The organism is Nostoc sp. LEGE 12454 (assembly GCF_056620565.1).
The window spans coordinates 249,184-268,562 of sequence record NZ_JBWQXL010000008.1 but is presented as its reverse complement, the minus strand read 5'-3'; the positions used below and the strand labels follow the sequence as shown (position 1 = coordinate 268,562).

Genomic DNA, 19,379 nt, shown 5'->3' with positions numbered 1-19,379 from the left:
GCCCCAATCCCCTCATCCCCCAGAAGCCTCACTAGTAGAAAGTTGAGATAATTGGGCGAGGGATAGGTCTTCAACCTCTGGTAACTTTTCTAGAGAGAGAGGAGTCGATTGGGTGGCACCAGATAAGCGTTTTAAAAGGCTAGGTCTGGGGTCATGTAATAGATAAATAATGCGATCGCCAATTTCCCAATCTTGGTTCGCTGGCATTACTTGTAAGCGTTCTGCTCGTTCTACCAATAGCGGTATCAAAGCCCCAGTCCGAATCTTTTCTTGGATGCGATCGCATTGAGTCGAAAACTCCAACTCGTCTAGCGTAGTTGTCCCCAACTTCACTCGCCCATCATTCAAATACTCATTCCAAGTTTTAATCGCTAAGTCTGGGATAAAAGCTTGATTAACTTTATTATTAGCCGACATACTAGCTTGCGGATCGCGGGGAAAAACAGCTAGGACGCGCGGGGGTTTAAACTCCTCAGCTGCTCTTTGAGCCAAAACAAAATTTACCTCCCCATTACTTGTCATAGCCAAAAAAGTACCTATAGAGGCAAGTCCGGCCTCTTCTAAAACCGCAGCATCTAGCGCACTGCTGGCAATAACCCGGAGATTTTGCGCCTCGGCTTGCACAAGACATTCGGGATCGGTATCAATCATCACCACATTTTCTCCCCGTTCTTGAAAAAAGCGGGCAATCACAAGACTCAAGGGATTACAACCCACAATCACTGCCCCAGTTACGTCCTTAGAGGTGATTTGCAGCCATTTAGCAACCCAGCCAGCTGTTAGCCCTTGGCAGACAACAGTCATGATAATTGTGAGGAAAACTAAAGCTTTGATGGAATCACCGCCGTTAATGCCTCGCTGTGTCAACGAAATCGCAAAAAAAGAAGCTACAGAGGCAGCAACAATTCCTCTCGGAGCAACCCAGCTTAAAAACAGTTTTTGTCGCCAATTGAGGTCACTGTTCCAGGTACACAACAAGATATTAATCGGGCGAACGACAAACATTAGTACCAAAACAGTGAATAAACTACCCCAACCCAAAGCAAACACACTGGCAATGGATAAATCAGCAGCCAATAAGATAAATAGCACCGAGACGCTGAGAATTGTCAGCTGACCCTTAAAGCTGCGTAACAGTCGTTCTTCCGGGACTGAGGAGTTAGCAAAGACTGCTCCTGCAACTACTGTTGTCATAACTCCCGATTCACTGCGGATCATCTGCGATAAGGTAAACAAGCTCCAAAGTATCGCCAACACCACTAAGTTTTTTAGCTCAAATGACAGAAAACTGGCGCGTTTGAAAATCAAACTCATCAGATAACCGCCAGCACCACCAATTGCTGCGCCAACACCCAGCCGTATAAGTAAACCAACGATCGCATTGATGGGGTCAGCATCGCCGTTCAAAATCGTATCGAGGACAACGAAGGCGAGGATAGCCCCTACAGGGTCAATTAAAACCCCTTCTCCTTCCAAAAGTGTTGCCACTTGTCGATCTACATTGATTTGTTTGAGCAATGGGCCAACGACGGTTGGGCCTGTCACCACGACTATGGAAGCATAGAGAAAAGCTATGTTCCAGGGAAATTCACCTAGCCAGTGAGCAGCCATACTCCCGCCAAGCAGGGTGATTAGCGTTCCTTGAGTAACGAGCAATTGTAGGCTGACTGAAACTCTACCTAACTCACGCAGATCCAAGTTAAGTCCGCCTTCAAACAAAATAATTGCCGTTGCGAGGGCGACTATAACTTCCAGCCCAGTGCCTAGCGAATGGGGATGCAATAGCCCTATACCATCGGAGCCAAACAAAATGCCCAACAGCAATAATAAGACGATGCTGGGTACACGAAGGTATGCAGCCAGCACTTGGGCACTAATGCCTGCAAAGACAGCGATCGCCATCTGTATGGTGATTTCAAAAGATGCTTCCATATTGTAGATTTTGAGCGATTTATTTCAAAATCTCTTGTAAAAAACCGTAGATATTAACTCTACAGGGTACAACATCATACCCTTTGTTCCTTGCTGTCTTCAGCGTTTTTTAGATATGTGTATACTCCGAAATTCCCAGCGCCCAATGCTGACGCGCCCTGCGGCTGACCGCAGAAGCATCTACGAACTTTTTTATCTGTCTCCATATCTTTGTATCCTCTTCAAGCTTTTGCTTCCACCCAGTTTAGCTGCCACAAACTTTTTTTGGCAAAACCTGTTGACAAAGGCAAGGAAATTGGTTAACTTATAAAAGGTCTGAGTCCGATGCCCCCATCGTCTAGAGGCCTAGGACACCTCCCTTTCACGGAGGTAACGGGGATTCGAATTCCCCTGGGGGTACTTAAAAATAATAAAAAGCAAAAGCTTTTTTATTTGAAATCTAGCAATAAAAACCATCATTCAGGAATACACCTGAATTATGGTTTATTGTTGTTATGCATACGGTTCTTTGCTGGCTAGTTCTTCTACACGTTGGTGAATAGCCAAAAGATTTAACCGCAAATCTTTGCTCAGACGATTTTCAATAATTCCCACTGGCATAGTGAGTTTAGGCCAAACTTGAATTGTGTAGGACAGATTTGTTCCTAGAAACTCACCGAAAGAATAAGGCTCTAAGCACCAGCTACCAGAAAAGCCTTTAAAATCTCCCTCTACCATGCGGAAATTAATTGCTTTAGGGAAGCATTCTTCCAAATCTAGAACTACCCGCGCACAAAAGTTGAAATTCAGTAACCGTTGGGAGCCTACTTGCTCCAGTCGAATTCCACCATCGGGATGCTCGATTAAACAACTCTTGGCGAGGTTGGGGAGGAAGTCTGGTAAGGCTTCATAATTTGTCAGAACCTTCCAGATTTGCTCCACTGGGTGGGGAATTTGGACTTTAGCGCTGATTTGCCGCTGTCGCTCTGCTATTTTCTCAATTTGAACTTCTACCTGAGCAAGCAAATCCTCTTCTAGGTTGGTGTCATCAGTGGAAGATTGCAAATCAGGGTTCTCTGTTGTGTTCTGTTTTTTAGTCACTTTCAGAATTATGGTTTGCTTTCGTCAGAAAATTGGGGCAGAGTCAAGGTGAAGCAAATTTCGCTCTGTTCAGAATCCGAAATTGGGAGACTTTCAACAGCGATCGCTCCATTCAGATGCTGCACTAAAGACTTGACTAAAGCAAGTCCCAAGCCAGTCCCTGGAGTCCAGCGCCCTTTTCCACGACGGAACTTATCAAAGATGTAGGTCGCTTCTTCTTCAGAGATGGCACGTCCTGTATTCGTCACCTTCATGATAACTCGATCGATTTGCCGATCTACTTGGTGAGCCGCTTCAAGGCAGACTATTGTATCAGGCTCTGAGTATTTACAGGCATTCGTTAATAATTCTTGCAGGATGCGGTCAAAGCTCTCCAGTTCAGTTTGCAGTTTGAGCGATTCTTCCGGCAAATCTATAGAAATTTTTAATCCTTTTTCGCCAAGTTTTTTCTCGAAAGATGCTGCTATATCCTGAATTCTAGTATTTAAATCTATAGATTCTAATTGCGGGGCTTCGTGAGGCGACTCTAGCTTTTGGAGTGTCAATAAGTCATTAATCAAGTTGATTTCTTTTGAACATTCCTGCTCAAGAATATCTAGATATTTACCCTGACGCTCTGGTGCTATTCCTGGCAAACGCAAGTTTTTTATTGACATCAGCATATTTGTCAAAGGGTAGCGTAAGCGATCGCTCATGTTACTCAAAAATTCATCTTTGAGTTCATTAAGTTTCCGCAGCTGCTCGACATACTGCCGGGTTCTTTCATGCAATTTTGCCTGGAGTTCTAGACTACTCTGGAGTTTCGCCGTCCGTTCATCTACCAACATTTGCACTTGGCGCAATGTCTGTGACTGAATTATGGCGTTACTCACTTGAGCGCAAACCATTTCCACCAGATTTAATTCTTCTGGTTGCCAATTGCGAATCACAGCTTGCTGTAGCACCAAGAATCCTAAAATTTTACCTTGACTTTCCAATGGCACTAAAAGTACCGCAGGCAATTTCTCTATTGCAAATAATGGAGCAGCTGTTAAGGTATCGTTTTGATCTGTATAGTCATCGAAGATTACTGGTTTTCCAGAATCCATGAATGCACGCTGGCATAAACCACAGTCTGAAATCAAGAAAGACTCAGCTAAGGTGTCTGGTTTACTAGTGCCAGAATTTTGTGTTTCTCTAACCCATTGGGCGATTACACTAGCTTTCGCTTTGGGGATTTGTTTTTTAGCTTGAGTCTTAAATAGTGGATCTGTATATTTTAGTAAGATGAGCAAACCCCGATCTGCCTGTAGAGATTCGGCTGTCGAGGCGATAACTAACTGGAGCATTTGATTCAGCTCCAAGTTGCTACGACTTAATAGGGTTAATTGCTTGATCAAGCTTTGATGGTGCTTGCTTTTTTGCAGGGACTGCTCTTGATGAGTAATTTGTTGAGCTTGTGCCACTCCAGAAAAAGCGATCGCGCAAGCCGACTCCACTTCTTTGAGCAATTGTTTTTCTGATTCACTCCATTCATAAGGTTGGAATTTAATCAGATTAATCACTCCATTATTATTGCCACCAAAGCGAGTGGGAATTGCCAAAACCGCTTTTATCGGTAGTGGTAAATATTGACACCCAACTACTAGACTATTTTGAATAATGGAAATGTCTTCAATAGTCAATGGTTGGGCAGCACATTGCAGCACTGGCGAGTGCATAAGCAATTGTTCCATCGAAAACATTTCTTCTGGATGTGGCAACCCTAGAAACTCATCAGCACACCAATTAGTAGTAGTTGCTTCGTCTGATGTTTCATCCGCCACTGAAACCAAGCAGCAGCAATCTACTTGAAAAGCAACTCCTAGCAATTGGGCAATCTCTTGCAGCATCAAAGCCGTAGCAGAGCTATTAGCAATAATTTGGTTAATCTTTTGTACCAACTCGCGGGCAGGTTCTTCCTGATGCTGCATCAGCTTGACTTGGTAAGGTTGTAGTCGATCGATGTCATCTACGTAATGTGGCGGCGATGATAAAGGCTTTTTCATTTCTGGCACGCCCTCGGATAGTAACCCCATTGTTCTTGCACCCAACCTCTTGGCATATTCTTCACCGTTAGTTGTGTTGCTACACCTTGATAATTGACAAATTTTGTGTGAATACTTTCTCTCACCTGTTATAGCCCTTTTCTATCTCAGATGGCCAAATTTCCACTACATCAAGCAAATTGCTACATTGGAACATAAGTAATAAAATACTCAAAATATCCTATAAATGCTTAAGTTAGCTTATTTTTAACTGCACTGTCTTGAAATAATTTACTAACTTTATCCTGTCTGTAAGTATACATAAACCGTAATTTCTCTGGAATCACAGCAAAATTCCCCTTTTGAGCGCGTAAAATTACGTAACTTGCTTTATAAAGCTTTATTACATTTCTTGAAAAAACTAGTAGGTTTAACAAGCTACTCCTCGATCTCCGTAACTCTCAGTAAAATATCAACAAAAGTAAAGGAAACACGAGGAGGTTGTTCTTGCAGTCTGGCTTCTCTTCTCTAGGAGAGGCTGCATCAACGAGACGCACTCGTGTTCAGACCCGATCTACACTGATAGCGTAACTATGGTAGCGAGTTCGTAAGCGTCTTGTTCCCAACCTATGGCAGAAATTTGGAGTAGAGCTTAAATTTAAATAAATGCTTGCTTACTAGAAATTGCAGCAGTTCTGGCTAAATTGTGAATGCAGCCCAGTTATTTTTACTAATAACTGGGCTGCATTCGTCTGAATATAAAACTAAACCGCATTTATTTTCAGAACTATATTTTTTAAAATAGTAAGAGCATTTTGTACTCCCTGCTGGTAGGGAGGGCATCTAGCCCGCCCTACACCAGGTTTCAAAATAGACGAAGTTTATCCAGCCAAGCTCTCGACACTCAGAGGAACCATATCGCCATTTCTCGTTAGTCCTAACAACATCGGTTCTTGGGGTTGAATTAGTTGACCTGTAAGCACACAGCGTTCTTCTTGCTGAGCTGTGGCAGCTATGCTAGCTCGAATGTCGGATCGCGAAAATCGAGGTTTCCACTCACCTGATTTTTGCTGGACATAATTCCAAAGGATATCTCGGATCAGAGCTTGATATCCCTGATTCCCAGCTATTTCTTTGAGCTTATCTTTGAGTTCCCTCTCTAGGCGAATGCTAGTAACTTCCATATCGGTGGTTGGGGTGCGAGCGATCGTATGCATCAGTTTTTCTCCTTAAAGGTATAGACAGGATAGTAATACAAGTGTAGTATGTTTAAAGGAATGTTCAATAGGTGAAATTTTCTGTGAAATCCATTTACCCCATCTCTACTTCAATTTTGTGCGTTACCAATTGCCGAACCAATTGGGAATCAGCTGCTATGGAAGTGGAGTATTTATTTATGGGCGATGGTAGCCGAAATCATGGGCAAATCACAGAGGGCAATGATGATTATAAGTATGTAGGCTTTAGTGCACTAATTGCAAAACCACAACTAAATCAAAAAAGCGGGGGGTACAGGCGAAGGAATCCTGTACCGATATGAGACCAGAAAATTTTCCGGTCAATTCTAACCCCCGCTTCACCGAAAACTTGAAGCGGGGGTTTTTTTATAAGGAGTTAAGCTGTGACGATATCTTCCATGCGCGGCGCGAACGCAATGCAAGTGTTAGAGCAATCTGTGGTGGTGTTTTCTCAAAATTACTTGCCACTATGTCGGGTCAATATCAAGCGGGCGATTGTGCTGTTAGTAACCAACAAGGCGCAACCGCTGAGTTTTACCACAGAAAGCGGATGGCAAGTTCACTCACCCAGTTTGGTAATTGATGTGCCAAAACATATTCGCTTGACAATCACTTCTAATGAGCGGATGTGGAAAGTTCCGCCCGTGAATCGGCGAGAAGTATTGCGACGAGACCATCACAGTTGCCAATATTGCGGCAGCAGCAAACATCTAACGCTAGATCATGTGATGCCACGTTCTAAAGGCGGTTCTCACACTTGGGATAACGTAGTCGCAGCTTGTGAAAGATGTAACTCCCGTAAAGGCGATCGCACTCTGTTTGAAGCTGGTATGCAACTGCGTACCAAACCAAAAGCGCCAATCCACCCCGCGATTTCTTTTGCTGAACAGTTTTGGATAGATATGCAAGCAAACCTGGAATAACAGGAGAGCATAAGGAATGCTGAAATTAACTTACACTGAAAGCAGTTTTGATTTGGAATGTGTCACTTTGTCGCTAGAAGAATGGGTAGCGCAACGAGTGATTTTAGCCCTGCGAGTTGGGCAAAGTTTGTGCATTGAACCCAGTACCGCTTCCTTTTTGCTTCCTGTTGATTTGCCAGGAGTAGAAGTACTAAGGTCTGAGGTAAAAAGAGATGACAGAGAAATCATTGCCCTCTGTGCGTGCGATGCCGAATATATGGAAGTCACCCTGCGGGGTTCTTGGCTATCAGCTAGTTCTAAGGATTCCGTCGGTGTGTTTGTCACCACTATGAGCGATCGCGCTGAGTTCTTTTTGCACAAACTTTGGCAAGAAGCTCAAGAAAGTAGTGCTTCTGTTATGAGTGAATAAACGAAATAGTAGGGTGAGGAGAATTTCTCACCTTTATTGCTCCATTTGTAGCAATTCGGGAATTGTCACAAATCGGTAGCCTTGCTGTTTGAGTCCACTGATGATTTGTGGCAAAGCTTCTACAGTTCTGTGGCGATCGCCACCACCATCATGCATTAAAACAATAAAACCAGGTTTCGCGCCTTTCAGGACATTATTTACAAATGCCTGGGGTTTGGCGTGAGGATCGGTATCAGCGGAAGTTAGCGACCACATAATCACAGTATCTTTATGGCTTTTGGCGTAAGCGGCTAGTCCGTTATTTAAAAAGCCTCCAGGAGGACGAAATAGAGAAGTTTTGACTCCTGTAGTTTTGTATATCAAATCGGCTGTGCGATCGATTTCACTCTTGGCTGTGGCTTCATCCATTTGCCGATACCAATGATGCCAAGTATGGTTGCCAATGGCGTGTCCCTCGGCTACTTCACGCTTGGCTAGGTCGGGATTTGCTTCTAAAGCTTGTCCTACCCAAAAGAATGTTGCTTTAACATCATTTTGCTTCAAGATGTCCAGCATTTCTAGGGTTGTCTTTGGCCAGGGGCCATCATCAATGCTTAAAGCAATAACCTTTTCGTTGTTGCTGGGTTGAACCTTATAAACTGTTTTTCCCTGAAATTTAGCTGGGACTGTAAAGGTAGAGTTTTCTACTTTGGCTGATGGCGGTAATTGGGCATTAATTTGGCCCTTTGCTGGATCTTGAAATGCAGTATGAATTTTGTTTAGTGGCTGGTTCAACCCCGATTGTGGAGAGATACCTGGAGCAATACTACAAGCTGTAATCGTAGAGGCGATCGCGACAATACTAATTATCTGTTGTCGCTTCAAGGAGTTGTCTGTCACGTCAGGCTTTTAAAGATCAACCAATCATAAGCTGTAGTTTTAGTTTTCAGAGGTGCGAGCAAGCTCAAATCTAAGCGCAGAAGCTTTTATAGACAATTTAAAAAAAACTTTCTGAAACCCCTTGACACCTCTTGTAGTATTTTGTAGTATATTTGTAGTGAGGCGGAAGACAAAGCTTCTCAAGAATCAAATTTATGTTCTACATCCAACTAAGGGACAGGCGTTGGAATAAACCAGAGTCCCCAGCCAACAAAGCTGCTTTTACTTGCAAACCATCGGCAATAGAGGCAAAAAACGAAAAAAGTTCTAAGTTTGCACTCATTAAAACCACTGAATACATCCGTAATACGCAACAGGCTTGCTACCTAGAATTTCGGTTGTTTTCTTAACAGTTTCTAACAGTAAAAAGTTAATTATCTGAACCTTGAAAACTAAATAAGAAATGGGCAAGTTCACCAACAAAATCTGTGCCTAAAAACCTCAAAGTTTAAGCACAGATTCAAAAAATCGGGGTGTAGCTCAATTGGCTAGAGCGTTCCGTTGTCTGCGGAAATGTTGCGGGTTCAAGTCCCGTCACCCTGGTTGCAGTCCTGTAGGCGAATAGTTTAAGCCGTCAGCCTCTCAAGCTGAAGATTGCGAGTGCGAATCTCGTCAGGACTCCCAAATGGTCAGGTAGCCAAGTGGTCGAAGGCGTTGGTCTGCAAAACCGATTAGCGCGGGTTCAAATCCCGCCCTGACCTCTGTCGCAGCGTAGCTTAATCAGCAAAGCCCCAGGTTCATACCCTGGTATATGCGGGTGCAAATCCCGCCGCTGCCACCAAATGCAGGGATGGTGTAACGGTAACACCTCGTGACTCCAAATCCGATGTTCTAGGTTCAAATCCTAGTCCCTGTGTCAGACAATTTTAGATTTTTTAGATTAATAAATTTAATCCAAAATCTAAAATTCGGTAAATTATGCCCTCGTGGACGAATGGTTAAGTCAGTGCTCTTTCAAAGCACAGATGCGAGTTCAATTCTCGTCGAGGGAATGATTATGGGTCGGTGGCCGAGTCTGGCTGAAGGCGACAGTCTGTAAAACTGTTCTTTTTTGCACGCAGGTTCAAATCCTGCTCGACCCACTATGGAGAGGTGGCTGAGTGGCTGAAAGCGTCCTCCTGCTAAGAGGAAGCGGGTAGTTAATACTTGTCGCAGGTTCAAATCCTGTTCTCTCCGTTTTGAGAGTGTGGTGTAACTGGATAACATCTCAGTCTACGAAACTGAAGACGTGAGGGTTCAAATCCCTCCACTCTCGTTACATAGGAGAGATGATGGAGTGGCTGATTCGAGTTGAATTAAACCAGTCCACTGGGTAAAACCTATCTCTCCTCCTTATCCCCCGGTAGCTCAGTTGGTAGTTAGCGCCTGTCTGAAGAACAGGAGGTCGTCGGTTCGATTCCGACCTGGGGGGCTTCGTTGCCTCATAGCTCAATGGTAGAGCAAGCGGCTGTTAACCGCGCGGTTGTAGGTTCGAGTCCTACTGAGGCAGCCAATTATAATTCGTAATTAAATAAGGGTTTATACCCACGTTTTTATAAATGGCTTGTATGTTAATCGGGGTTAAAATCACTCTCAAAAAACATAATTACGAATTACGAACTACGAATTACGAATTGTTTAATGCCGGGTGGACGAATTGGTAAGTCGCATCGCTCTGAACGATGAGGTTGCAGGTTCAAACCCTGCCCTGGCAATAAAGCCCTGTGGTGTAATTGGCAACATAGCGCCCTTTGAAGGCGAAGATTCCAGGTTCGAGTCCTGGCGGGGCTGCCAAACTTGCTCTTGTAGACCAACTGGAAGAGGCTGCCGTCTCAAAAACGGTATGTTGTGGGTTCGATTCCCACCAAGAGTACCAAAATTTGCTCCTGTAGCCCAATTGGAAGAGGTGACAGACTTAAAATCTGTTTGGTTGTGGGTTCGACTCCCACCAGGAGTACCAACGGGATGTAATTCAGTGGACAGAAGCCATGCTTTGGGAGCATGGAGTCGCAGGTTCAAATCCTGCCATCCCGATATACCCCTGTGACGGAACTGGCATACGTGCTGGAATCAGAGTCCAGATTTTGCAGGTTCAAATCCAGTCAGGGGTATTGGTGAATATGCGGGGATGGAGCAACGGTGGCTCGTCAGGCTCATAACCTGAACATCGGCAGGTTCGACTCCTGCCCCCGTCACCAAAATTAGTGCTGGTGTAGCTCAATTGGCAGAGCAACTGACTTGTAATCAGTAGGTTGCAGGTTCAATTCCTGTCACCAGCTTGATGCGGGTGTGATGTAAGGGCAGCATGGGACGTTTCCACCGTCTTCGTGCGAGTACCCTACGGGAAGCAAGCTACAAATCTCGCCGTCCGCTCTGAACTTGCGGGTGTGATGTAATCGGTAGCATCTGAGTACGCCATACTCAGTGCGTGGGTTCAACTCCCTCCACTCGCTTGCGTAGTCCTGTAGCTTCAACGGTAGAGCAAGTGCCTTACAAGCAAGAGGTTGCAGGTTCAAATCCTGCCAGGACTACCAAATATTGGGAGTGTAGCTCAATGGAATAGAGCTTCGAGCTTCTACCTCGAAAGTTGTGGGTTCAAGTCCTACCACTCCCGCCTGAACAAGTCAAAAGTTAAAAGTTAAAAGTCAAAAGAATGAATTTAATATTTCTCTTTCTTTTTAGTTTTTACTTTGCCTTTTTTACTTGTTTGATGGGGTCATAGCTCAAATGGATAGAGCGCCTGCCTTGCAAGCAGGAGGTTATGGGTTCAATTCCCATTGATTCCACTAATGGTATCTGAAGCCAAAGTGGTCGAGGCGCTGGTTTGTGGAACCAGTCATAGCGGGTTCAAGCCCCGTCAGATACCTTTGAATTAATAATGGAGGTTATGATATCAAGATATTTTTGAGAGCTAGATTTATTAAATTTTTTTTGTTGAGAACAGTTGATAAAGACTAATTCAATTTTATTTTCTAAACAGGCTTGAAACTTGTGTTTATCATTATTTTGAATAGACGCTAGTTTTTCGGCTCCGTAAATTGGCTCGTAATGGAAAATGCCATTTAACTCAAAAGCTAAATTTAGGGAGGGTATGTATATATCAAGCTCTGCATTGATGGCATCTCTTCGATTGAAATGAATTTCTAACTCTGGATAAAGCTTTGAAAGCTGCTCGTCAAGCCAATATTCAAGCTTAGATCGTCTATTCCCATGATTCTTATGGAAATTTCTATAAGTGGCTGCACAAGAATTTGAACAAAAATCAAGTTTGCCTTGTTTTATGCGATGCCTTTGTTTAGGAAAAAATTTCCTACAGTTACAACAAATTACTTCTTTCGCTAGGATGGGTTTTACGAATAACGGTAAGCCAGAAACTTTCAAAGCATTATTCCAACTTCCAAACTTTCTAATAATTGTATTATGCGCTACTGGGCAAGGAATACTTTTATCTCTAACTTTATTTAATGCAGGAATCTTACGATGAGACTGATAGTATTCTTGGAACCATTCTATTAATTTTTTTTCAGTGATTTGCATGAAAATCATACGCCCTTCAATGGAAGATGCTGCTGAATGGACGGCAACCAAGCTTGAACCTTGGAGTACGGGCAACTGTAGGGGTTCGATTCCTCCATCTTCCTCTTTTTCCACCTGAAGCCGAAAAGCGAGGCCCTGTGCTGATAACACAGACATAGGAGGGGCAGTACCTCCCTGGTGGATTTATATCTAATGTTGCTATTACAAATCGCACTTGCTCATTTCTTATTTAAATTAACTCGGGTGGTTGGCATAACGGCTGTGCAGCGAGCTTTTAACTCGCAGAAATAGGTTCGACCCCTATACCACCCACTAAAGAATTAAAAATTTAAAATTTAAAATTCAAAATTAAGAAATGCAATCTTAGTTAGCCTTTTGGCAATTGCTAATATGCAACTTGAATGCGTGTTGGGTTATGAATAGGAACTAGCGATCGCTAGTTGAGCATGTTGCAATAATACATCTTTATCCAAAGCGTGTATGGGATATTGCGGTGTTACTGCCAGTAGTTTCTCTATTCTTTCTCTAGCTGCTTCTACCACTGCTTCATCTAAGCTACCGTTACTGAGCGAATCAGCAAAATCTTCAGCAATCCGATAAGTTCTTTCAATAGATGATGAATTAATATTACGCGATACAATAAACAGATCGCAGCCTGCATTAAATGACCGTGCCACAGTACCAGTTTTCATAAACATATCTGAGATCGCTTTCATATCCAAATCATCAGATACAACTACTCCCTCAAAGCCAAGTTCCTCTCTAAGTATGGTTTTGAGGATAGCCTGAGAAAGCGTTCCTGGCACATCAGGATCTATCTTGGGAAATAAGATATGGACAGTCATAATCAAAGGAATCTCTACTTCGATTAAAGCTTTGAAGGGTATAAGTTCTCGAAGTCGCAGGTCTTCTAGAGTTAAATTTAGTATTGGTAGCTCAATGTGAGAGTCCTTGCTGGTGTCTCCATGTCCGGGGAAGTGCTTGGCGCATCCCAAAATTCCTGAATCTCGAAGTCCAAGGTAATAATCACGCGCACCTTGAGTTGCAGTTTCGGGAGTGTTACCAAAGGCGCGCGGCCCAATCACGGGGTTATCGGGATGGGAAAAAATATCTGCTACAGGTGCCCAAGATAAATTGATTCCCAATGATTTTAGTTCTACTGCTGTGGCTTTTGCTACTTCGTAAGCGTGCGATCGCAGCAATAAGGCATGAGGAAAGCGGGTAATTGGCGGTGGTGTACGAATTACACGACCTCCTTCATGATCGAGAGTGAAGAACATGGAATCACGTTCAGTATATTCTCGGATTTGCCTGTTTAAATCATTGAAGCTTTCCAGCCAAACCTGATATGGGGTGCCATCCAAAAAGTTCTTAGCAAAAAAGATCGCCCCAATCGGTTTTAATTCATTGAGTGCGCGTTTATCGTCATCGCTTAATGTAGTGCCGGAAATACCTAAAATTAAGTGATGTCCAAAGCGCCTTAGCTCCTGCGATAAACTCATAATCTTTTACCTATAAGTTGCGAGGTAAACAACTTAGTTGTTCAACCTAGAGGACATAAACATTTATCCTACACCCTTAATAGAGAGAGAAAAGTTTTCTTTGTAAGTAATGCCCCAGATATTTACTCTGAGCAAATACACAAATCAGTCAATAAATCAACTACTTTTAGACAAGTTTTAAAATAAGCTATTTTCAGTCAAAGGAAATACTTTTGTTTCCCTAAATCACTTGCATGTAAATATAGATAAAGTGCGCGCCGCAAAGCTATTGCCAATAACATTATTGGCAATTTGCTTGGGCAGGTGCGCGTAGGTAAAATTCCCTTTGGCAAAAGTTTTTTGGGGAAGCGATCGCACAATAACTGCCAAATGTAACGGATTGCAACGTATAATGAGAACGATAAAACGGTTAAGAAATATTGAAGAGCAGTAGGGTTACATGCGAGTAGCGATCGCGGGAGCGGGACTAGCAGGACTTTCCTGCGCGAAATATCTTACAGACGCAGGTCACACACCCATTGTCTTGGAACGTCGAGACGTTCTAGGCGGTAAAGTGGCCGCATGGAAAGATGCTGATGGAGACTGGTACGAAACAGGTCTGCACATCTTCTTTGGCGCATATCCCAATATGTTGCAGTTATTCAAAGAACTGGATATTGAAGATCGATTGCAGTGGAAAGAACACACAATGATCTTCAACCAGCCGGATGCACCAGGTACTTACAGTCGCTTTGATTTCCCAGATTTGCCGGCACCAATTAATGGTATAGTGGCAATTCTGCGAAACAACGACATGCTGACATGGCCAGAAAAAATCCGCTTTGGCATCGGATTATTGCCGGCCATGATTCAGGGGCAAAAGTACGTTGAAGAAATGGACAAATATTCCTGGACAGATTGGCTGCGTAAACACAAAATTCCAGAACGGGTCAATAAAGAAGTTTTTATTGCCATGGCCAAGTCGCTGAACTTCATCGGGCCAGATGAAATTTCGGCAACCATTCTTTTAACTGCCCTCAATCGTTTCCTCCAAGAAAAAAAAGGCTCGAAAATGGCCTTTCTGGATGGTTCGCCAACAGAACGATTGTGTCAGCCGATAGTAGATTACATCACCGAACGCGGTGGAGAAGTCCGCTTGAATGCCCCTTTAAAAGAGATTTTGCTAAACGCCGATGGTAGCGTCAAAGGATACTTGATGCGGGGGTTGAATGGAGACGAAGATGAAGTTTTCACGGCGGATTTGTATGTATCTGCCATGCCGGTTGACCCCCTAAAGGTGATTTTGCCAGCACCTTGGAAAGAAATGGAGTTTTTCCAAAAGCTAGAAGGCTTGGAAGGCGTGCCTGTGATTAACGTGCATTTGTGGTTCGATCGTAAACTTACGCAAATTGATCACTTGCTATTCTCGCGATCGCCCCTCCTAAGCGTTTATGCTGATATGAGCAATACCTGCCGTGAATACGCCAACCCCGAACGCTCGATGCTGGAATTAGTTCTAGCCCCGGCAAAAGATTGGATTGCCAAATCCGATGAGGAGATTGTGGCTGCAACTATTGCCGAGTTAGAAAAACTCTTCCCCGACCACTTTGGGGGAGAGAATCCAGCAACATTGCTGAAATCTCATGTGGTGAAAACGCCCCGTTCAGTTTACAAAGCGACCCCTGGTCGTCAACAGTACCGTCCCTCGCAAACAACCCCCATTAGTAACTTCTATCTCAGCGGGGATTACACCATGCAACGCTACCTAGCCAGTATGGAAGGTGCCGTACTTTCTGGTAAGCTGACAGCGCAGGCGATTTCTGAGGCCCTCCCGGTAGCAAATTCCTCAAACCTGCAAACGCTCACCCGACCGCCCGCAACGAATGCTGCAACTGCCTGATTCCCCGCCGCGCATGAAAACGCTGGTCTCTGTAGACGAGTCATACAAACTTTGTCGGCATCTCACAGCAAAGTATGCCAAGACCTTTTACCTGGGTACTTTGCTGATGAGTCCGGTAAAACGTCAATCTATTTGGTCAATTTACGCTTGGTGTCGCCGTACAGATGAATTGGTGGATGGCCCCGCATCTGCTATTACCACGCCAGAAACCCTAGACCTATGGGAACAGCAGCTGGAATCGATTTTTGCGGGGCGTCCATTAGAAAATTACGATGTAGCTTTAGTTGATACTCTCCAGCGCTTTCCGATGGACATTCAACCATTTCGGGATATGATTGCCGGTCAGCGTATGGACTTATATCGCAGTCGTTATGAAACCTTTGAGGATTTATACCTCTACTGTTACCGCGTTGCTGGCACTGTTGGCTTAATGTCAACATCAGTTATGGGTGTGGATAACACCATATATGCAGCACCGTGGCAACAGAACAAACAACCTTATGTTCCCATAGAAGAAGCGATCGCTCTCGGAATTGCCAATCAACTCACCAACATCCTGCGGGATGTGGGAGAAGATGCCAAACGGGGACGGATTTACATTCCCCTGGAAGACTTGGCAAAATTCAACTATACCGAGCAAGACTTCTTCAAAGGTGTGGTAGACGATCGTTGGCGGGCATTGATGCGCTTTCAAATTGACCGCGCCCGCCAATTTTACACCACATCCGACCAGGGAATTACTTATCTAGCATCCGATGCCCGTTGGCCTGTGTGGGCAGCATCAATGCTGTACGGTCAAATTTTAGAGGCGATTGAACGTAATGATTACGATGTATTCAGTCAGCGGGCTTTCGTTCCCCAGTGGAAAAAGTTACGCACCTTGCCCATAGCTTGGATGCGATCGCAAGTCCTTTAAAAAATTAGTCATTTGTCTCTAGTTCTTAGTCATCAGTGTTTTATAAATGACAAATGACCAATGACAAATGACTATTGACTCTTACCGACAAGTCTGGTAACATTGATATTCGTGAGTCAGGAGAGGTGGCTGAGTGGTCGAAAGCGGCAGATTGCTAATCTGTTGTACGGCAGGCAACTCCGTACCGAGGGTTCGAATCCCTCCCTCTCCGTTTTTCAGCTTTTGATACACAGAGTATATTCTGTGTAAAAAAGAAATACTAATATCGGCGTAAAGATTTCTACTCCTAAAGATGGATGATATGATTTATCCTTTGGAGTCTTGATAAGATCCAGCTAGTTACAAACCTAGTTTGACGCTTAAGTTTTAGACTCCTAGATATCTGAGGAGTACAAGTGATTTATGAAAAAATTTAGTGCCGCCTTAAGTTTAAGTATAGCTACCCTCGCGGCAGGGTTTCTACTTGGGGCTTGTGGTGATAGCAGTAACCCTAACGGCACAGCTAACAACGGAAGTACCGCTACCCCTGCGGCAAACTCAACTACTACAAGCAGTGCTAACGGGCTAAAAATTGGTTCCCTGTTACCGACGACAGGCGACTTGGCTTCTGTAGGACAGCAGATGTTAGGTTCCATACCTTTACTGGTCGATACGGTCAACGCTTGCGGTGGGGTAAATGGCGAACCTGTTACTTTGGTGCAAGTAGATGACCAAACCGACCCAAAAGCTGGAGCTGCCGGTATGACCAAACTAGCAACTTTAGATAAAGTAGCAGGTGTCGTTGGCTCCTTTGCCAGTAGCGTTTCTAGTGCAGCAGTCTCCATTGCCACGCCGAATAAAGTTATGCTGGTTTCTCCTGGTAGTACCAGTCCCGTCTTTACCGACAAGGCTCAAAAAGGCGACTATAAAGGCTTTTGGGCGCGTACCGCTCCTCCCGATACCTACCAAGCACTAGCTTTAGCCCAACTTGCCAGAAAAAAAGGTTTCAAGCGAGTTTCTACAGTCGTAATTAATAATGACTATGGCGTAGGGTTTGAAAAAGCATTCGTGCAAACTTTTGAAAAATTGGGTGGAACTATAGTTAATAAAGATAAACCTGTCCGCTACGATCCAAAAGCTCAAACATTTGATACAGAAGCGGCGGCTGCTTTTGCTGGGAAGCCGGATGCAGTTCTGGCTGTACTGTATGCAGAAACTGGTAGTCTGTTCCTGAAAGCCGCCTATCAGCAAGGTGTGGCGAAGGGAGTACAGGTTCTGCTGACAGATGGGGTAAAATCACCTACTTTTCCCGAACAAGTTGGCAAAGGCGGTGATGGTAAATATATTTTAACAGGAGCGATCGGTACAGTACCGGGTTCCGATGGTAAAGCTTTAGAAGCTTTCAACAAGCTGTGGAAGGATAAAAAAGGTGGTGCGCCAGGAGAATACGCTCCTCAAGCTTGGGATGCAGCTGCTTTATTAACATTGGCGGCACAAGCTGCTAAGGAAAATACAGGCGTTGGTATAGCCAGCAAAATCCGGGAAGTTGCTGATGGGCCTGGCACAGAAGTTACTGATGTCTGCGAGGGACTAAAGTTACTTAAAGATGGTAAAAAGATTAACTATCAAGGAGCTAGCGGCAACGTAGATGTTGATGCTAACGGCGATGTCGTGGGTGTATACGATGTTTGGACAGTAGGAGACGATGGCACAATCAAGGTGATTGACAAAGTTACCCCTAAGTAGAAACTTAGGAGTTAGGAGTGATGAGTTATGAATTTAATCTTAATAACTCCTAATTCCTAACTCCTAATTCTTAAAGCCCACTGAAGTTATAACCAACTCCTAATAACAAGCCGATATCAGTTTCATCGAAAAATCCAGCATTGATAGCAGCTGTTGCCGTAAATTGAGAAGTTAGAGGCACATCAATGCCGCCAGACACCAAAAAGGCAAATTGCGAATCATCACCAGTTTTGTAAGCTGCACCTACTCCAACGTAAGGTGCGATCGCTAGTGGTTCGCTAAAAGCATCTGCTGATTTAAAGGTAAAATCGTAGGTGATCGGAAGTAGAACTGTGGTGTCATCCCCAAATATGGCTGAGGGGCGTACTGATATAGAATTCGTCAGTCCAATTTTGCTAACTACCGCAAAGTTACCGTCGCCCAAAGACGTGTCACCACCACTCAAACCAATGTTAGCAGCGATCCCAAGATAGCTACTACCACCACTGGTAGTTCTACCTAAATCAATATCAGATTGCGCCACTTTGGGAGCAGATGGTTGAGCAGTTGTTTGAGAAGTCGGTTGTACAGGTTCAGAGGTGAGCGTTGCAGATGAGGTTGCCACTGTGCCGGGAACAGGTGTAGGTGTTACACCAGCGTTTTCCTGTACCTGAGTTAGATTTCTAACTGTAAAAGTTTCAGTTGTTTCTGTAGAGAGGTTTTGGCTAAACTCGTTGGGAGACGCTACGGTTGCGGAAGGTTCAGTTAATGGCTGATTGCTCAACTTGTCTACTGTCTGGGCGCTTGCAGATAAACCGCTACTCAGGAATGCAAGAGTAGCTAAACTTGGCAACCAAAAAACACCTTTACGAAGAAAAATAGTATTCACGTTCACTCCTAAAACAATGTTGCCACGAAAAATAAAGATTTTTGTTGATTTAAGTCAACAAATTCGGGCAATATTCAAAATTTAACATCAAAAAATCGGTTTTTGCATTCTGACTTTACTTGATTTCTCTAGTTAATATTTACTAGTAAAAAATTAAATTTTATAGCAATCCTGAATCACTCGCGAAAAACAAGATACCCAACAACTTTTACAAGGTCGGGAATTTGTGGGTTGCAATTTTCACAAATTAAATAGAATTGATATATTTATTTTAAATATCCTGAATTTGATAGATGACAAATAGTCTCTTTGCTTAAAACTAAGATAGTCTTTATTAAGAAGGCGATCGCGATTGCCATCTTTTTCATAAACGAAAGAAGTTTTTTATCATAGCTGCCTTGCCGCCAAAGGCAGTTAGATTGTGAAGTGATATTACAAAGCTTGCAAAAATATTTAGAAATTGCCTA

14 protein-coding genes and 28 tRNA genes are annotated in these 19,379 nt (G+C 43.7%); 33 read left to right on the top strand and 9 right to left on the bottom strand.

The window, feature by feature from the left end; all coding sequences use genetic code 11:
* Positions 1-12 precede the first annotated feature (12 nt).
* A complete protein-coding gene (locus tag AC1F2U_RS12085) occupies positions 13-1,932 on the bottom strand; it encodes a cation:proton antiporter (protein ID WP_480261322.1) in 1,920 nt (639 codons plus the stop codon).
* Positions 1,933-2,258: 326 nt separating this feature from the next.
* On the opposite strand from AC1F2U_RS12085, the gene AC1F2U_RS12080 reads away from it, so the two are divergent.
* Positions 2,259-2,331: transfer RNA gene (locus AC1F2U_RS12080), tRNA-Glu, on the top strand.
* Between the two features lie 93 nt (positions 2,332-2,424).
* On the opposite strand, the gene AC1F2U_RS12075 is transcribed toward AC1F2U_RS12080, so the two are convergent.
* From AC1F2U_RS12075 to AC1F2U_RS12065, 3 genes are all read right to left on the bottom strand, one after another.
* Positions 2,425-3,012, bottom strand: a complete 588-nt coding sequence (locus AC1F2U_RS12075) for an SRPBCC family protein (RefSeq protein ID WP_480261321.1) — start codon at positions 3,010-3,012, stop codon at positions 2,425-2,427.
* 8 nt (positions 3,013-3,020) lie between these two features.
* Entirely contained in the window at positions 3,021-5,069 is a 2,049-nt protein-coding gene (locus tag AC1F2U_RS12070) for a GAF domain-containing sensor histidine kinase (protein ID WP_480261320.1), read from the bottom strand.
* A gap of 830 nt (positions 5,070-5,899) precedes the next feature.
* The gene (locus AC1F2U_RS12065; RefSeq protein ID WP_094347436.1) at positions 5,900-6,235 is read right to left on the bottom strand and encodes a ribbon-helix-helix domain-containing protein; all 336 of its coding nucleotides are present in this window, start codon (positions 6,233-6,235) and stop codon (positions 5,900-5,902) included.
* Between the two features lie 437 nt (positions 6,236-6,672).
* Between AC1F2U_RS12065 and AC1F2U_RS12060 the strand changes: the two genes are divergently transcribed.
* A complete protein-coding gene (locus AC1F2U_RS12060) occupies positions 6,673-7,179 on the top strand; it encodes an HNH endonuclease (RefSeq protein ID WP_480261331.1) in 507 nt (168 codons plus the stop codon).
* 16 nt (positions 7,180-7,195) lie between these two features.
* Positions 7,196-7,588, top strand: a complete 393-nt coding sequence (locus AC1F2U_RS12055) for an alr0857 family protein (protein ID WP_414515432.1) — start codon at positions 7,196-7,198, stop codon at positions 7,586-7,588.
* 33 nt (positions 7,589-7,621) lie between these two features.
* On the opposite strand, the gene AC1F2U_RS12050 is transcribed toward AC1F2U_RS12055, so the two are convergent.
* Together AC1F2U_RS12050 and AC1F2U_RS12045 are read right to left on the bottom strand one after the other, a co-directional pair.
* Positions 7,622-8,467, bottom strand: coding sequence for a polysaccharide deacetylase family protein (locus AC1F2U_RS12050; protein ID WP_480261319.1), 846 nt, complete (start codon positions 8,465-8,467; stop codon positions 7,622-7,624).
* Positions 8,468-8,666: 199 nt separating this feature from the next.
* Positions 8,667-8,789, bottom strand: a complete 123-nt coding sequence (locus tag AC1F2U_RS12045) for a hypothetical protein (RefSeq protein WP_480261318.1) — start codon at positions 8,787-8,789, stop codon at positions 8,667-8,669.
* A gap of 186 nt (positions 8,790-8,975) precedes the next feature.
* On the opposite strand from AC1F2U_RS12045, the gene AC1F2U_RS12040 reads away from it, so the two are divergent.
* From AC1F2U_RS12040 to AC1F2U_RS11925, 24 genes are all read left to right on the top strand, one after another.
* Positions 8,976-9,049: transfer RNA gene (locus tag AC1F2U_RS12040), tRNA-Asp, on the top strand.
* Between the two features lie 4 nt (positions 9,050-9,053).
* Positions 9,054-9,130, top strand: a tRNA-Glu gene (locus tag AC1F2U_RS12035).
* A gap of 3 nt (positions 9,131-9,133) precedes the next feature.
* Positions 9,134-9,207: transfer RNA gene (locus AC1F2U_RS12030), tRNA-Cys, on the top strand.
* Positions 9,208-9,211: 4 nt separating this feature from the next.
* A tRNA-Met gene (locus tag AC1F2U_RS12025) sits at positions 9,212-9,287 on the top strand.
* Between the two features lie 3 nt (positions 9,288-9,290).
* Positions 9,291-9,362: transfer RNA gene (locus AC1F2U_RS12020), tRNA-Trp, on the top strand.
* A 65-nt stretch (positions 9,363-9,427) separates the two neighbouring features.
* A tRNA-Glu gene (locus AC1F2U_RS12015) sits at positions 9,428-9,498 on the top strand.
* 7 nt (positions 9,499-9,505) lie between these two features.
* Positions 9,506-9,588, top strand: a tRNA-Tyr gene (locus tag AC1F2U_RS12010).
* A gap of 4 nt (positions 9,589-9,592) precedes the next feature.
* Positions 9,593-9,682 (top strand) — tRNA-Ser (locus AC1F2U_RS12005).
* A gap of 4 nt (positions 9,683-9,686) precedes the next feature.
* Positions 9,687-9,761 (top strand) — tRNA-Arg (locus AC1F2U_RS12000).
* A gap of 81 nt (positions 9,762-9,842) precedes the next feature.
* Positions 9,843-9,917, top strand: a tRNA-Phe gene (locus tag AC1F2U_RS11995).
* A 6-nt stretch (positions 9,918-9,923) separates the two neighbouring features.
* A tRNA-Asn gene (locus AC1F2U_RS11990) sits at positions 9,924-9,998 on the top strand.
* Positions 9,999-10,127: 129 nt separating this feature from the next.
* Positions 10,128-10,200: transfer RNA gene (locus AC1F2U_RS11985), tRNA-Gln, on the top strand.
* Between the two features lie 3 nt (positions 10,201-10,203).
* A tRNA-Gln gene (locus AC1F2U_RS11980) sits at positions 10,204-10,279 on the top strand.
* A 5-nt stretch (positions 10,280-10,284) separates the two neighbouring features.
* A tRNA-Leu gene (locus tag AC1F2U_RS11975) sits at positions 10,285-10,361 on the top strand.
* A 6-nt stretch (positions 10,362-10,367) separates the two neighbouring features.
* Positions 10,368-10,445: transfer RNA gene (locus tag AC1F2U_RS11970), tRNA-Leu, on the top strand.
* A gap of 1 nt (position 10,446) precedes the next feature.
* Positions 10,447-10,519, top strand: a tRNA-Pro gene (locus tag AC1F2U_RS11965).
* Between the two features lie 3 nt (positions 10,520-10,522).
* Positions 10,523-10,596 (top strand) — tRNA-Leu (locus AC1F2U_RS11960).
* Positions 10,597-10,606: 10 nt separating this feature from the next.
* A tRNA-Met gene (locus AC1F2U_RS11955) sits at positions 10,607-10,683 on the top strand.
* A gap of 8 nt (positions 10,684-10,691) precedes the next feature.
* Positions 10,692-10,764: transfer RNA gene (locus AC1F2U_RS11950), tRNA-Thr, on the top strand.
* A gap of 102 nt (positions 10,765-10,866) precedes the next feature.
* Positions 10,867-10,938, top strand: a tRNA-Gly gene (locus AC1F2U_RS11945).
* A gap of 5 nt (positions 10,939-10,943) precedes the next feature.
* Positions 10,944-11,019: transfer RNA gene (locus AC1F2U_RS11940), tRNA-Val, on the top strand.
* A 6-nt stretch (positions 11,020-11,025) separates the two neighbouring features.
* A tRNA-Arg gene (locus AC1F2U_RS11935) sits at positions 11,026-11,099 on the top strand.
* Between the two features lie 98 nt (positions 11,100-11,197).
* Positions 11,198-11,271: transfer RNA gene (locus AC1F2U_RS11930), tRNA-Ala, on the top strand.
* 6 nt (positions 11,272-11,277) lie between these two features.
* Positions 11,278-11,351, top strand: a tRNA-His gene (locus AC1F2U_RS11925).
* Here the strand turns inward: AC1F2U_RS11925 and AC1F2U_RS11920 are convergent.
* Positions 11,333-12,073, bottom strand: a complete 741-nt coding sequence (locus AC1F2U_RS11920) for a hypothetical protein (RefSeq protein WP_480261317.1) — start codon at positions 12,071-12,073, stop codon at positions 11,333-11,335. The genes AC1F2U_RS11925 and AC1F2U_RS11920 overlap by 19 nt on opposite strands.
* Between AC1F2U_RS11920 and AC1F2U_RS11915 the strand changes: the two genes are divergently transcribed.
* Positions 12,044-12,126: transfer RNA gene (locus tag AC1F2U_RS11915), tRNA-Ser, on the top strand. The genes AC1F2U_RS11920 and AC1F2U_RS11915 overlap by 30 nt on opposite strands.
* A 137-nt stretch (positions 12,127-12,263) precedes the next feature.
* Positions 12,264-12,334: transfer RNA gene (locus tag AC1F2U_RS11910), tRNA-Lys, on the top strand.
* 101 nt (positions 12,335-12,435) lie between these two features.
* Here AC1F2U_RS11910 and AC1F2U_RS11905 read toward each other — a convergent pair.
* Positions 12,436-13,524 (bottom strand): glycoside hydrolase family 3 N-terminal domain-containing protein, encoded by a 1,089-nt coding sequence (locus tag AC1F2U_RS11905; protein ID WP_480261316.1) that lies wholly within the window; start codon positions 13,522-13,524, stop codon positions 12,436-12,438.
* Between the two features lie 439 nt (positions 13,525-13,963).
* Here AC1F2U_RS11905 and pds point away from each other — a divergent pair, with 439 nt between their 5' ends.
* The 4 genes from pds (at position 13,964) to AC1F2U_RS11885 (ending at position 18,044) form a co-directional block, all read left to right on the top strand.
* Positions 13,964-15,403 carry a 15-cis-phytoene desaturase gene (gene pds, locus AC1F2U_RS11900; RefSeq protein WP_480261315.1) on the top strand — a complete coding sequence of 480 codons (1,440 nt, stop codon included), beginning with the start codon at positions 13,964-13,966 and terminating at the stop codon, positions 15,401-15,403.
* Positions 15,387-16,319 carry a 15-cis-phytoene synthase CrtB gene (gene crtB / locus AC1F2U_RS11895; RefSeq protein WP_322660204.1) on the top strand — a complete coding sequence of 311 codons (933 nt, stop codon included), beginning with the start codon at positions 15,387-15,389 and terminating at the stop codon, positions 16,317-16,319. Before pds ends, crtB begins: the two co-directional genes overlap by 17 nt.
* A gap of 119 nt (positions 16,320-16,438) precedes the next feature.
* A tRNA-Ser gene (locus AC1F2U_RS11890) sits at positions 16,439-16,530 on the top strand.
* 191 nt (positions 16,531-16,721) lie between these two features.
* Entirely contained in the window at positions 16,722-18,044 is a 1,323-nt protein-coding gene (locus AC1F2U_RS11885) for an ABC transporter substrate-binding protein (RefSeq protein WP_480261314.1), read from the top strand.
* Positions 18,045-18,114: 70 nt separating this feature from the next.
* Here AC1F2U_RS11885 and AC1F2U_RS11880 read toward each other — a convergent pair whose 3' ends face one another.
* A complete protein-coding gene (locus tag AC1F2U_RS11880; RefSeq protein ID WP_480261313.1) occupies positions 18,115-18,912 on the bottom strand; it encodes a hypothetical protein in 798 nt (265 codons plus the stop codon).
* Positions 18,913-19,379: the final 467 nt, after the last annotated feature.

Coding starts and splice junctions, on each gene's coding strand:
- AC1F2U_RS12085 (WP_480261322.1), bottom strand. CDS start 1,932: ATGGAAGCATCTTTTGAAATCACCATACAGATGGCGATCGCTGTCTTT.
- AC1F2U_RS12070 (WP_480261320.1), bottom strand. CDS start 5,069: ATGGGGTTACTATCCGAGGGCGTGCCAGAAATGAAAAAGCCTTTATCA.
- AC1F2U_RS12065 (WP_094347436.1), bottom strand. CDS start 6,235: ATGCATACGATCGCTCGCACCCCAACCACCGATATGGAAGTTACTAGC.
- AC1F2U_RS12060 (WP_480261331.1), top strand. CDS start 6,673: ATGCAAGTGTTAGAGCAATCTGTGGTGGTGTTTTCTCAAAATTACTTG.
- AC1F2U_RS12055 (WP_414515432.1), top strand. CDS start 7,196: ATGCTGAAATTAACTTACACTGAAAGCAGTTTTGATTTGGAATGTGTC.
- AC1F2U_RS12045 (WP_480261318.1), bottom strand. CDS start 8,789: ATGAGTGCAAACTTAGAACTTTTTTCGTTTTTTGCCTCTATTGCCGAT.
- AC1F2U_RS11905 (WP_480261316.1), bottom strand. CDS start 13,524: ATGAGTTTATCGCAGGAGCTAAGGCGCTTTGGACATCACTTAATTTTA.
- pds (WP_480261315.1), top strand. CDS start 13,964: ATGCGAGTAGCGATCGCGGGAGCGGGACTAGCAGGACTTTCCTGCGCG.
- crtB (WP_322660204.1), top strand. CDS start 15,387: ATGCTGCAACTGCCTGATTCCCCGCCGCGCATGAAAACGCTGGTCTCT.
- AC1F2U_RS11885 (WP_480261314.1), top strand. CDS start 16,722: ATGAAAAAATTTAGTGCCGCCTTAAGTTTAAGTATAGCTACCCTCGCG.